We start from the raw sequence: 12,036 nt of genomic DNA on the forward strand, positions 1-12,036 counted from the left end.
GGAACCGTTGCCGGGATCGTTAAAAAATCAACCGGGCGTGGTCAGGCCAAAGCAGTTTTCAATAGGGGCAGTTACGAAGTGGCGAGAGCTGATCGAAGTGTCAGCTTTTAATAGTTCGAAATCAGTGAGTTGGCACTGAAGTACGGGGATTATTAGCGGTTGCCAAGCCTGGTTTTCTGTGTTCATTATTATTTACCAGCACTATTTTTGTTGTTGGGCACAGAGTGTTGAATAGGGCGCCAGAGGTAAATAAGCATTATGGAAACCCCACTTTCCAATTCCGGAAACCCGCCGCTGAAAACGGCGCATCGCGCACCGCTGACCCTCAGTGGTCTGGACTTCAAACTGCTCAAAGTGTTCAAGGCCGTGGTCGAGGCCGGGGGCTTCAGTGCCGCCCAGAACGAGCTGAACGTGGGGCTGGCAGCCATCAGCAAACAGATCTCCGACCTTGAAATCCGCATCGGCATGCGCCTGTGTACCCGCGGCCGCGAAGGATTTCACCTCACCGAGGAAGGCAGCCTGGTGTACCAGGCGTCCATCGACTTGTTTGCCTCGGTCGACAACTTTCGTGATCGGCTTAGTTCGGCGCAGAATGAACTTGTCGGCGATCTTGGCGTGGGCGTAATTGACAATACAATCTCTGACGCTAATTCACCGTTAGTTGCTGCGCTTAGAAGGATTAATGAAGAGTCTCCGAAAGTAAGGTTTCAACTTCAGGCCTCGCAACTGGATGAAGTGGAAAGAGGCGTGGTAGAGGGTCGGTTAGTGGCAGGCATTGTCCCGGTTTATCAGAAACGCGAAGAGTTCGATTACTACGCACTCTACGAAGAACGTTCTGAGGTTTATTGCGCGGTCGGGCATCCGCTGTTCTCGGTGCCGGAGGCAGAAATTGGCAGCCATGTGCTCAAGGATTACGAGTGCATCAACCACCGATACGCGATTCATCGCGACAAACTGAATTTTGCCCACTACGACAGTTTTTCGGCGTCGGCGACCCAGGTCGAAGCCGTGGCGTTGTTGATCAAGACCGGGCGCTTCGTGGGTTTTCTGCCCCAGCATTACGCCGCATCGATGGTGGCTCAGGGGCAATTTCGCGCGGTGCGCCCGGACCTGATCAGCATCGTCACGCCGTTCAATCTGATCCTGCGGCACAACACCGTGCGCAGTCCGCTGGTCAAGGCATTTGCGCGGGCGCTGGGTGTGGATCTTAAGGCGCCAGTCTAAGGATCAAACGCATTGCACAACGGCGTTCGCCGGGTAAACCATGGGCCACTTCGTTGTTCAATACCACTGTTAAACGGGAGCTCAGTTGTGCGGGGCTCAATGTTTCAAAGCCCATGCGCTGATAAAACGCTTCATTCCACGGCACATCGCGAAACGTGGTCAGGGTCAGACCATAGAGTTCTCGATCCCGGGCACATTCAATGGCTGCTAACAGCAACTTTCGTCCAGCGCAGCGACCCTGAAAGTGTTGGCTGACTGACAGTTCCTGAATATGCAGTTCGTTGTCGACCTGGACCGCGCTGACAAATCCCATAAGTGCGCCATCGGCCGATTGCGCCACCCAGACGTCATCCGTTTCGATCACCCGTTGATGGTGCCCAGCATCGTGCACCTTAGCGTCGGCGAGCCAGGCCAGAGAAGCGTCACAGCGAAACAGCCCGGCCGCCGAACGCTCGATGGCGGGGAGGGCGGTGGCGTCGGAAAGTTGGGCACGGCGGACAATGAAATTCATGCGCGGCACTGTAGCAGCTGCCGAGCAACGCGAGGCTGCGTTCGGCTGCGAAGCAGTCGTGAAATCAGCCAACGCGGTTTATCAGGCAAACCGTATGCGCAGGTTTTACGACGACTTCGTCGCCGAACGCAGCCTCGCGTTGCTCGGCAGCTGCTACAAGGGATCGGTATGCGTCAACACCTCGGTGTCAAATCAAGCGACAACCTGCGCCGCCGGCCATTGCTGATGCGGAATCGGCAGTTTGCGTGATTCGCCTCGGCCCATCGGGAAGTACAGGAAACCATTGCGGGCGAGGCGTTCGGCGTCGTACAGGTTGCGTCCATCGAAGATCACCGGCGCCTTCAACCGCTGCTGAATAAGGCCGAAATCCGGGGCCTTGAATTGCTGCCATTCAGTGCAAATGATCAACGCGTCGGCGCCGGCCAGTACCGATTCCGGTGTGCCCATCAGCATCAACTTCGACTCGTCGGGATACAAATGCTGGGTTTCCTGCATGGCTTCCGGATCGAACGCCCGCACGCTGGCGCCGGCGGCCCACAGCGATTCCAGCAGGACACGGCTCGGCGCATCACGCATGTCATCGGTGTTGGGTTTGAAGGCCAGCCCCCACACAGCGAAGGTCTTGCCGCGCAAGTCGCCTTTGTAGAACGCATTGATGCGCTCGAACAGCTTGTGCTTCTGCCGCTGATTGATCGCTTCCACCACTTGCAGCAGGTCGCTGGAACAGTGTGCCTCTTCAGCGCTGTGGATCAGCGCGCGCATGTCTTTCGGGAAGCACGAGCCGCCATAACCGCAGCCGGGGTAGATGAAGTGGTAACCGATGCGCGAGTCGGCGCCGATGCCCAGGCGCACCGATTCAATGTCGGCACCCAAGTGTTCGGCCAGTTCGGCGATCTGGTTGATGAAGCTGATCTTGGTCGCCAGCATGCAGTTGGCGGCGTACTTGGTCAGCTCGGCGCTGCGCAGGTCCATGAACATGATGCGGTCGTGATTGCGGTTGAACGGCGCGTAGAGGTCGCGCATCACATCGCGCACGTCATCGCTTTCACAGCCGATCACGATGCGGTCCGGGCGCCGGCAATCCGCCACGGCGGAGCCTTCTTTCAAAAACTCGGGGTTGGAGACGATATCGAACTGCAGCAAGCGGCCGACCTTGATCAGGCACTTGTCGATATGCGCGCGCAAGGTGTCGCCCGTGCCCACCGGCACCGTGGATTTTTCTACCAGAATTACCGGCTGCTCACGATGCCGGGCCACCGCTTCGCCCACGGACAGCACGTAACGCAGGTCTGCCGAGCCATCGTCCCGGGACGGCGTACCGACTGCGATAAACAACACCTGACCATGCTGCACCGCGAGTTTTTCATCGGTGGTGAATTGCAGGCGTCTGGCTTCCAGGCTTTCGCGCACCAGGCTGGCCAGCCCCGGTTCGAAAATGCTCACGTGGCCTTGTTGCAGCAACTCGACTTTCTTCTCGTCGATGTCCATGCAGACCACGTCGTGGCCGACTTCAGCCAGGACGGCGGCTTGCACCAGGCCAACGTAACCGCTACCAAATACACTGATTTTCATGAGGCACTCCTGAGTTCGGGCGCGCGAGCTGGACGTGAATTGATGGCGATGACCCCGAGCATGACCAAGGCCACCCCAAGGATTTTGGAAAGGCTGAACGTTTCGTTGAACAGCGGCAGGCTGGCGGCCAGCAGATACACCAGCGCGTAGCTGATGCTCAGCAGCGAATAGGCCCGGCCCAGCGGCACATCGCGCAGGGCGGCGAGCCAGCAAACCATTGAAAGGGCGTAGGCCAGGATCGCGCCCAGCACCACGGCGACGGCTGTCGGATCGATGCTGGACGTCAGTAAGTGTTCGGGGGACGGCAGGCGCGTCATGCTCCAACGCATGCCCAATTGCGCCGCGCTGCCGAGCAACACGCTGCCCATGGCGAAAGTGATTCCGCGACGCCGGCTCATGCGTGTTGCCCCAGCAGAATCACGCCGCCGATCACCAGCGCCACGCCCAGCCAGTGCTGACGGTCGATGGGTTCGTGGAAGACAAAGCGGGCGATCAGCGTGATAAGTACGAAGTTCAGGCTCAGCATCGGATAGGCAACGCCGACTTCAAGGCGCTGCAACACCAGCAGCCAGATCAGCAAGCCTGACCCCAGCGCAGCGAGTGCCAGCCACAACCACGGCGAGCGCAGTTTCTCGCCCCAGGCCGACGGCTTCGCGCGCCAGCTCTCGACGGCGTACTTCTGGGCGATCTGGCCCAGACAGGTCAGCAGGCACGCGGCCAACAGCAGAAGCAGGCTCATGACGCACCCTGAGGAAAGATCAGAATCACCAGATTGCCTTGTTCATAGCGTTTGCCATCCTTGGGCAGGCGTTCGATTTCTTGCAGCTCGTCCTCACCCTTGACCCGCATCACCACGCCGACCGAGCCGCTTTGCCGGGCGTTGCGCATCCACTGTTGAACCTGATCGGGATCGACGCGCTGCTGCACCGAGTCAGGATAAGCAAGGCCATATTTCAGTTCGCCTATCGTGTTGTACAACGCCACGTCCGGGCGTTTCAGGCGCCAGGCCAGGGCGGCTGCGGCGCCGAGATCGTTGGCGAGCAGTCGGTTGGTCTGGCCGAGTTCCTGGGCATGTTCGAGGATGAATTGGTCGGGCATCTTGTTGGCCACCACCGAATTGGGTAGCCCCGCGGGCAGCAGACCAATCAGCAAAAGACTGCCGAACGCCGGTGCTGCCCAGCATTGCAGGGGTCTGAAGGCTTGCAGCAGGTTGGCCATGATCCAGCCGATCAGGCCGATGAACACCAGCACCAGGTTGTGCAGTTCATGGTCATAGATCGGCTTTTGCAGTTGCAGATAAACCAGGGCGAGCAGGGTGGTCAGGCCCAGCAGCAGGTTCAGCAAGCCGTTGATGCCCAGGACCCGGCCTTGTTCCAGCTTGAGCCGGTCGGCCAGGGCATGGCCCAGCAGCAAGGCCAATGGCAGCAGGCAGGGCAGGATGTAGCTCGGCAATTTGCCGTTGCTCAGGCTGAAAAACAGCAGCGGCATCAGCAGCCACAGCAGCAGAAAACCGATGCTGGCCTGGCCACGGCTTTTCCACGCCTGCGCAAGCGCCGACGGCAATAACGCTGCCCACGGCAGACTGAACGCCACCAGCAACGGCAAATAGAACCACCACGGCGCGTCGTGCTGGGCGTCGTCACCGGCAAAGCGACGGATGTGTTCGTGCCAGAAGAAGAATCGCCAGTAATCGGGTTCCTGGGAGTGGACCGCCAGCGCCCACGGCAAACTCACCGCGATGGCCACGATAATCGCCACAGGGCCGTAGATCAGCAGCTCACGCCAGCGTTTTTGCCACGCCATGAAGGGCAGGGCGATCAGCACCGGCAGCAACCAGGCCAGGAAACCCTTGGTCAGGAAACTCATGCCGCAAGCCAGTCCCAACACTGCCCAACCGATCAGGCGCGGGCCACGGCGGACGCTGTCCAGCGCAAACCACAGACCGACCAGGCTCAGATTCACCCAAAAAGTGAATTGCGGATCAAGGTTGGCGTAGCCTGCAGCGCCGGCGATGACGGTGAAACTCATGTACAGCAGCGCACAGGCAAAGCTCTTGCGCGGGTCGTTCCACAGTCGGCGGGCAATCAGGAAGCACAGCATCACACTCAGGCCGGTGCTCAGGGCCGAGGCAAAGCGCACGCCAAACAGATTCTGGCCAAACAGCGCTTGGCCGGCGGCGATCATCCAGTAACCGGCCGCCGGTTTTTCGAAATAGCGCAGGCTCAAGAAGTGCGGCGACACCCAGTCGCCGCTCAGGAGCATGCCTTGGCTGATCTGCGCGTAGCGGGTTTCGTCGGGGATCCATAAACCATGGCTGCCCAATGGCAACAGGTACGCCAACAGGAAAATCCCCAGCAGCAGCGGCAATGCCCAGCGTTTACTCATACGCCTTGCACTCCCAGCCAGCCTTCCCGGCCTGCGAGCGTGCCGCGCACGACACGGCCGCTTGGCAAGGTGCCGAGGGCTTCGGGCAGCAGATCGCCCAGGGGTTTGAAGCAGATGCCACGCTGGCGTGCATCGGCCAGCAGTCGGCGGCAATCGTTGGCCATCAGAATCCCTTCTACTTCGGCGTGGACCGTATAGACGTTGAGTTTGTCGGGGGTGAATCGATCGAGAATGAAGCCGTTGAAGTCCTTGGCCGCGACGCTAGGGCCGACCACTTCATCGAAGGTCGGCAGGTCCACCGGAATTTGCGGCGCCCCCAACCCACCCCCGGCCAGGGTCGGCCGGAACAGGCTTTGGCCACGACAATCGCTGTTGTAGCGAAAGCCGAACGCCTGCTTGGCCTCGATCACACGCTCGTCCGCGCGCCAACCGGCAGACGCCGAGCACTGGATTGTTTGCCCAAGGATGTCACTGAGGGTGTCCACGCCCTGGCGGATCTGTTCGATCAGCTGCGCGTCGCTCCAGCGCCCGGCATTGGCTTGCCATGCATGGTGATCCCAGGCGTGCAGGCCGACTTCATGGCCGGCATCCCGGGCCTGACGCATCAGGTGCCCAAGGTCGCGACCAATGGGTTTGCCCGGCCAGGCCGTACCGGCCAGCAGAATGTCCCAGCCATACAGGCCGGCAGCATTGGAACGCAGCATCTTCCAGAGGAATTGCGGGCGGATCAGGCGCCACAGATGGCGCCCCATGTTGTCTGGCCCTACGCTGAAGAAAAACGTCGCCTTGACCTGTGCTTCATCGAGGATTTCCAGCAGCCGGGGCACTCCATCACGAGTGCCTCGGTAAGTGTCGACATCGATTCGAAGGCCTGCCTGCATCAGCATGCTTCTTCTGTAGCGTGCTCCGCGATTTCAAGCATGGCTTCACGCAGGAAGAAATCCAGGGTGTTGCCGATGGTCTCGCTCATTTCCACGGTCGGCGTCCAGTCCAGCAGACGCCTGGCGTTGGCGATGCTCGGTTTGCGGTGGGACACGTCCTGATAGCCGGTGCCATAGAACGCCTTGCTTTCCACGTCGCGGAAACCGGCGAACGGCGGGAAGTTGCCCCGCAGCGGGTGCGCTTCGAATTGACGCAATAGCTCTTCGCCCAACTGACGAATGCTGGCCTCGTTGTCCGGGTTGCCGATGTTGATGATCTGGCCATTGCAGGCATCGTTGTCGTTGTCGATGATCCGGGCCAGCGCTTCGACGCCGTCGGCGATATCAGTAAAGCAGCGTTTCTGCTCGCCGCCGTCGAACAAGCGAATCGGCGTGCCTTCCACCAGGTTGAGGATCAATTGGGTGATCGCCCGGGAGCTGCCGATACGTGCCGAGTCGAGACGATCGAGGCGCGGGCCCATCCAGTTGAAAGGGCGGAACAGGGTGAAGTTCAGGCCTTTCTGGCCGTAGGCCCAGATCACCCGGTCGAGCAATTGCTTGGAGATCGAATAGATCCAGCGCTGCTTGTTGATCGGGCCGACGACGAGGTTGGAGGTGTCTTCGTCGAAGTTCTGGTCCTGGCACATTCCATAGACTTCGGAGGTGGAAGGGAAGATCACGCGCTTGTTGTATTTGACGCAGTAGCGAACCAGTTTCAGGTTCTCTTCGAAGTCCAGCTCGAACACCCGCAACGGGTTGCGGGTGTATTCGATCGGCGTGGCAATCGCCACCAGCGGCAGGATCACGTCGCACTTCTTGATGTGGTACTCGATCCACTCGGAGTGGATGCTGATATCGCCTTCGACAAAGTGGAAACGCGGATGGCTGCGCAAGCGGTCGATGGCGTCCGAACCGATGTCAAGTCCGTACACCTCGTATCGTTCGTCACGCAGCAGGCGCTCGGACAAGTGATTGCCGATGAACCCGTTGACGCCAAGGATCAGCACGCGAGTGCGACGCGGCGCACGGCCGGACTCCGCGCCTCGCAACACCGAACCCTCGACCAGCCCCAGTTCGTTGGCCAGTTGCGGTCCGCTCAGGAAAAAGCCGTTGTCGTTGCGTTGGCCAGCGGTGATCACCAACGAGTCTTCGCCACAGGCGATGCGCAGCGGATCGACGCTGATGACCCGGCCCGGTGCCTGGCCTTCATTGCCCTTGGCAACGTCTGCGCTCCAGACAATCAGCTTGTGTTCACCCACGGCGCAGAACGCGCCCGGATACGGCTGGGTCACGGCACGCACCAGGTTGAACAGTGCTTCGGCGGGGCGCTTCCACACCAGCTTGCCGTCGGCCGGGGTGCGACGGCCAAACACTGTGGCTTTGGATTCGTCCTGCGGGGTTTCGCTGACTTGACCGGCGAGCAACGCCGGCAAGGCATCGCGCAGCAAGTCGGTGGCGGCCACGCGCAATTTGCCGTGCAGGCTCAGCGCCGTGTCGTTGCGGTCAATGGCGACTCGTTGCTGGGCGACGATCGCGCCGGCGTCGGCACGGTTGACCATGCGGTGCAGGGTCACGCCGGTTTCGGTTTCACCGTTGACCAGCACCCAATTGGCCGGCGCGCGACCCCGGTAGCGTGGCAGCAACGAACCGTGCAGGTTGAACGCGCCTTTGCGGGCCGTGGCCAACAGTGGTTCGCTCAGCAGGTGGCGGTAGTAGAACGAGAACAGGTAATCGGGATTGAGCTTGCTGATGCGCTCGATCCACAGCGGGTGGTTGGCATCTTCCGGGGCGTGAACCGGAATGCCCTTGCTCGCGCACAGTTGCGCCACGGAGCCGTAAAAGGCGTTTTCCTTCGGATCATCGGCGTGGGTAAACACCGCGGCGATATCAAAGCCCGAGTTGAGCAGAGTTTCGATCCCGGTACAGCCAATATCGTGATAGGCGAAGACAACAGCTTTTGCGCTCATGAGAGAACCTGATCGGAAGAAGTGGAAGTGAGGCCGTCGACGGTGACAACGGGAGCAGGGGTGGCGGGCTGGCTACGCAGGACCTTCTCGACGAAGAAACGGGGGCGGGCGCGGACGTCGCTGTACATGCGGCCCAGGTATTCGCCCAACAGGCCCATGCCGATAAATTGGCCGCCGGTGAACACGAACAGCACGGCGAACAACACGAACGTGCCGTCGCCGGCCCATTGCGCGCCGAAGACCAGGCGCAGGACGATCAACGCGGTGGCGAACGCCACACCGAGGCCGGCCATGGCGAAACCGACGATGCTCAGCAGCCGCAGCGGCGTGGTGGTCATGCAGGTAATCAGGTCAAACATCAGGTTGACCAGACGCATGGGGCTGTACCTGGATTCGCCGTGTTCACGTTCGGCATGCATCACCAGGATTTCCGTGGTGTGCCGGGCAAAGCTGTTGGCCAGGATCGGGATGAAAGTGCTGCGTTCGCGGCAGGCGAGCATCGCGTCGACAATGCTGCGGCGGTAGGCGCGCAGCATGCAGCCGTAATCGCTCATGGCCACGCCGGTGGAACGCTGCACCGCGAGGTTGATCAGCTTCGACGGCCAGCGGCGGAGCGCGGAGTCCTGGCGATTGCTGCGCACCGTGGCGACCACGTCATAACCAAGCTCGGCCTGCGCTACCAATCGAGGGATTTCTTCCGGCGGGTTTTGCAGGTCGGCGTCGAGGGTGATCACCACGTCGCCTTTGCACTGTTCGAAACCGGCCATGATTGCCGCGTGCTGGCCGTAATTGCGGTTGAGAATGACCGCCACCACCGGGCTGCACTCGCGATTGGCGGCGTCCTCGAGGATTTGCGCCGAGTTGTCACGGCTGCCGTCATCCACCAGCACAATTTCGTAGTCATGGTGCAGTTGCTGGCACGCCGCTTCGGTGCGCCGCAGTAATTCGGGCAGACTGTCTTGCTCGTTGTAGACCGGGATAACGATCGACACGCATCGGATCGGATAGGGTTTCAAAGGCTTCTGTCCAGGGTGTGTTCAATGGCATCGACAACGCGATTGACGTCATCGGTGGTCATGTCGGGGAACAACGGAATCGAGCACAGGCGCGCCGAGTTCCATTCGGTGTTGGGCAGGTAAATGTTGGGGAAACGGCGGCGGTAATAGGTGTGCAGGTGCGTGGCGATGAAATGAATGCCGGTGCCGATGTTCTGTTCCTGCAAGGCTCTCATGAACGTTTCGCGGTCGAGCCCGCAGCGCTCGGCGTCGATGCGCAGGATGAACAGGTGCCAGGCGTGTCGCTGCGGGTATGACGGAATGGCCAGCGGTTGCACCGTTGAACCTTCGAGGCGTTGCAGGTAGGTACGCGCCAGCGCGGCGCGCTTGGCATTGATCTCCCCCAGACGCTCCAGTTGCACGAGGGCAATGGCGGCATTGATGTCGGCCAGGTTGTATTTGAAACCTGGTTCCATCACTTGCGCCTGAGGTTTACGGCCGTGGGTCATGCGGTCATAGGCATCAACGCCCAGACCATGAAACTTGAGCATGCGCACCCGGTTTGCCAGTGCTTCGTCGTCGCTGACGAACATCGCGCCCTCGGCACAGGTCATGTTCTTGATCGCGTGGAACGAGAAAATCGCCGTGCCTTTCGCTCCGACATGCCGACCTTTGTAGAAGGTGCCAGCCGCATGGGCGGCGTCTTCGATGACGGGGATGCCGTGTTTGTCGGCCAAGGCGTAGAGCGGATCGAGGTCGAAGGCGGCACCGGCGTAATGCACTGGAATGATTGCCCGGGTGCGCGGCGTGATCGCCGCTTCAATGCTTGCCAGGTCGCTCATCAGCGTGTCGCGGTCTACGTCGACGAAAACCGGTTGGGCACCCAGCAGGCAAATCATGTTGGCGGTGGACACCCACGTCTGGGACGGCGTAATGACTTCGTCGCCAGCACCGATTCCCAATGCCAGTAATGCGATGTGCATACCGCCGGTGGCAGACGAAAGTGCAACGGCGTGTCGGCAGCCGACATAGTGGGCGAATTGCTCTTCCAGTTGCTGGTTTTTCGGTCCGGTAGTGATCCAGCCGGAACGTAATACTTGCTCTGCGGCAGCGATTTCTTCATCGCCGATAGTGGGGCGGGAGAAGGGGAGAAATGCCTCACTCATTAGAATCTCCGGGCGAACGACGCCCTTCAGCGAAATCGCCGAAAGAAGCGTGTTTTCAAGGGTTTATCCGCCAGAGCAGGAAGCCATCAATTGACATTCCGGGCTGCGGCCGGCAGCGTGACGGCCCACAAGGGCTCGTCGGGTTGATTGAAGGTTATGCCCGATTTTGTGAAAGGAACATGAAAAACCGGTCTGCGAATCGTTTATCTGAAAGTCATACAGCCACTGTTCAGACTTCTACCGTTTATCGCGATTTGCAGAAGAAAAGTCCCACCGAAGTGTTCCGCTTTATATGAAGAATGTTTCAATCCTTAGTTGTCTTTACTGAATTGTTTCCACTCAAGGCCGTTTCGTTTGATTGACTTACCTGATACCGATCCTGTTGCGTCGAAAACCAGCCCGATGACCGTGTACCTGGCCCGACTGGCGCCGTCCAGCCAACTGACCATGCGTTACGTTTTGCAGGATGCGGCCGACCGTCTGGGCTTCGAAGACATGAACGTCGAGGAGATTCCCTGGCATCAACTCCAACCTGAGAATGTCATTGCGCTGGTCGCGGCCCTGCGTGAAGACGGGTACGCACCGAATACCTCTTCGCTGTACGTCAACGCGGTGCGCGGAGTGATGAACGAGGCGTGGCGCATGAGCCTGATCAGCCAGGAACACTTGCTGAAAATGCGCTCGGTGAAAGGGATTGCCGGCACGCGGTTGTCCCAAGGCCGCAACCTCAGGCGCTCGCTGATTCAGGAGATGATGGCGGCGTGTGCCGCCGACCCGCGTCCTCAAGGGTTGAGAGACGCGGCGATCATCGGGATTTTGTATGGCTCGGGGATGCGCAAATCCGAGTCGGTGAACCTGGACTTGTCACAAGTGGATTTCAGCGAGCGCAGCTTGCGGGTCATCGCCAAGGGCAACAAGCAGTTGATCAAATACGCCCCGGCCTGGGCCTTTGAAAAACTGCAGGCGTGGCTGGAACTGCGCCGTTCACACCTCAAGGAAGGCGAGGTGGACGACCCGTTCCTGTTCAACCGTATCCGTCGTGGCAGCCACATCACCCGCGAGCGCATCACCAAACACGCGATCTACTACATCGCCCGGCAGCGCGGTGCGCAGGTCGGGGTGAAAATCATGCCCCACGATTTCCGGCGCTCGTTCATTACCCGGGTGATCTAAGAGCACGACCTGTCGATCGCGCAGAAACTGGCTCATCACAGCAACATCCAGACGACGGCCAACTACGATGTGCGCGATGACAACGAGCGGCGTCGGGCGGTGGATCGTTTCGATCTTTGATGT

11 protein-coding genes and 1 pseudogene are annotated in these 12,036 nt (G+C 60.0%); 3 read left to right on the forward strand and 9 right to left on the reverse strand.

Features of this window, described 5'->3' with window-relative positions:
* The first annotated feature begins 258 nt into the window (after positions 1-258).
* Positions 259-1,224 (forward strand): LysR family transcriptional regulator, encoded by a 966-nt coding sequence (locus ACA070_RS15145; protein WP_497451825.1) that lies wholly within the window; start codon positions 259-261, stop codon positions 1,222-1,224.
* Here ACA070_RS15145 and ACA070_RS15150 read toward each other — a convergent pair.
* Positions 1,208-1,735, reverse strand: a complete 528-nt coding sequence (locus ACA070_RS15150; protein ID WP_497451826.1) for a GNAT family N-acetyltransferase — start codon at positions 1,733-1,735, stop codon at positions 1,208-1,210. The two genes, ACA070_RS15145 and ACA070_RS15150, sit on opposite strands and share 17 nt — an antisense overlap.
* Between ACA070_RS15150 and ACA070_RS15155 the strand changes: the two genes are divergently transcribed.
* Positions 1,725-1,961 (forward strand): hypothetical protein, encoded by a 237-nt coding sequence (locus ACA070_RS15155; RefSeq protein WP_497451827.1) that lies wholly within the window; start codon positions 1,725-1,727, stop codon positions 1,959-1,961. The genes ACA070_RS15150 and ACA070_RS15155 overlap by 11 nt on opposite strands.
* Here the strand turns inward: ACA070_RS15155 and ACA070_RS15160 are convergent.
* The 8 genes from ACA070_RS15160 to arnB are packed head-to-tail and all read right to left on the reverse strand — an operon-like array spanning position 1,928 to position 10,740.
* Positions 1,928-3,307 carry a UDP-glucose dehydrogenase family protein gene (locus ACA070_RS15160; protein WP_497451828.1) on the reverse strand — a complete coding sequence of 460 codons (1,380 nt, stop codon included), beginning with the start codon at positions 3,305-3,307 and terminating at the stop codon, positions 1,928-1,930. The genes ACA070_RS15155 and ACA070_RS15160 overlap by 34 nt on opposite strands.
* The gene (gene arnF, locus ACA070_RS15165) at positions 3,304-3,705 is read right to left on the reverse strand and encodes a 4-amino-4-deoxy-L-arabinose-phosphoundecaprenol flippase subunit ArnF (RefSeq protein WP_497451829.1); all 402 of its coding nucleotides are present in this window, start codon (positions 3,703-3,705) and stop codon (positions 3,304-3,306) included. Before arnF ends, ACA070_RS15160 begins: the two co-directional genes overlap by 4 nt.
* Complete coding sequence (gene arnE, locus ACA070_RS15170) at positions 3,702-4,046, reverse strand: 4-amino-4-deoxy-L-arabinose-phosphoundecaprenol flippase subunit ArnE (protein ID WP_497451830.1); 345 nt, start codon at positions 4,044-4,046, stop codon at positions 3,702-3,704. The genes arnF and arnE overlap by 4 nt, the downstream gene beginning before the upstream one ends.
* Positions 4,043-5,692, reverse strand: a complete 1,650-nt coding sequence (gene arnT / locus ACA070_RS15175; protein ID WP_497451831.1) for a lipid IV(A) 4-amino-4-deoxy-L-arabinosyltransferase — start codon at positions 5,690-5,692, stop codon at positions 4,043-4,045. The genes arnE and arnT overlap by 4 nt, the downstream gene beginning before the upstream one ends.
* Positions 5,689-6,573, reverse strand: coding sequence for a 4-deoxy-4-formamido-L-arabinose-phosphoundecaprenol deformylase (gene arnD, locus ACA070_RS15180; protein ID WP_497451832.1), 885 nt, complete (start codon positions 6,571-6,573; stop codon positions 5,689-5,691). The genes arnT and arnD overlap by 4 nt, the downstream gene beginning before the upstream one ends.
* Positions 6,573-8,579 (reverse strand): bifunctional UDP-4-amino-4-deoxy-L-arabinose formyltransferase/UDP-glucuronic acid oxidase ArnA, encoded by a 2,007-nt coding sequence (gene arnA, locus ACA070_RS15185; protein WP_497451833.1) that lies wholly within the window; start codon positions 8,577-8,579, stop codon positions 6,573-6,575. The genes arnD and arnA overlap by 1 nt, the downstream gene beginning before the upstream one ends.
* On the reverse strand, positions 8,576-9,595 hold the full coding sequence (gene arnC, locus ACA070_RS15190; protein ID WP_497451834.1) for an undecaprenyl-phosphate 4-deoxy-4-formamido-L-arabinose transferase: 1,020 nt from the start codon (positions 9,593-9,595) through the stop codon (positions 8,576-8,578). The genes arnA and arnC overlap by 4 nt, the downstream gene beginning before the upstream one ends.
* Positions 9,592-10,740 (reverse strand): UDP-4-amino-4-deoxy-L-arabinose aminotransferase, encoded by a 1,149-nt coding sequence (gene arnB / locus ACA070_RS15195; protein WP_497451835.1) that lies wholly within the window; start codon positions 10,738-10,740, stop codon positions 9,592-9,594. Before arnB ends, arnC begins: the two co-directional genes overlap by 4 nt.
* A gap of 402 nt (positions 10,741-11,142) precedes the next feature.
* On the opposite strand from arnB, the pseudogene ACA070_RS15200 reads away from it, so the two are divergent.
* A pseudogene (locus ACA070_RS15200) lies at positions 11,143-12,033 on the forward strand (site-specific integrase).
* Positions 12,034-12,036: the final 3 nt, after the last annotated feature.

Source organism: Pseudomonas sp. LBUM1678 (assembly GCF_059695575.1).

What these genes read in the sequence shown, in the direction of transcription:
- ACA070_RS15145 (WP_497451825.1), top strand. Translation starts at nt 259, where the DNA reads ATGGAAACCCCACTTTCCAATTCCGGAAACCCGCCGCTGAAAACGGCG.
- ACA070_RS15155 (WP_497451827.1), top strand. Translation starts at nt 1,725, where the DNA reads ATGAAATTCATGCGCGGCACTGTAGCAGCTGCCGAGCAACGCGAGGCT.
- ACA070_RS15150 (WP_497451826.1), bottom strand. Translation starts at nt 1,735, where the DNA reads ATGAATTTCATTGTCCGCCGTGCCCAACTTTCCGACGCCACCGCCCTC.
- ACA070_RS15160 (WP_497451828.1), bottom strand. Translation starts at nt 3,307, where the DNA reads ATGAAAATCAGTGTATTTGGTAGCGGTTACGTTGGCCTGGTGCAAGCC.
- arnF (WP_497451829.1), bottom strand. Translation starts at nt 3,705, where the DNA reads ATGAGCCGGCGTCGCGGAATCACTTTCGCCATGGGCAGCGTGTTGCTC.
- arnE (WP_497451830.1), bottom strand. Translation starts at nt 4,046, where the DNA reads ATGAGCCTGCTTCTGCTGTTGGCCGCGTGCCTGCTGACCTGTCTGGGC.
- arnT (WP_497451831.1), bottom strand. Translation starts at nt 5,692, where the DNA reads ATGAGTAAACGCTGGGCATTGCCGCTGCTGCTGGGGATTTTCCTGTTG.
- arnD (WP_497451832.1), bottom strand. Translation starts at nt 6,573, where the DNA reads ATGCAGGCAGGCCTTCGAATCGATGTCGACACTTACCGAGGCACTCGT.
- arnA (WP_497451833.1), bottom strand. Translation starts at nt 8,579, where the DNA reads ATGAGCGCAAAAGCTGTTGTCTTCGCCTATCACGATATTGGCTGTACC.
- arnB (WP_497451835.1), bottom strand. Translation starts at nt 10,740, where the DNA reads ATGAGTGAGGCATTTCTCCCCTTCTCCCGCCCCACTATCGGCGATGAA.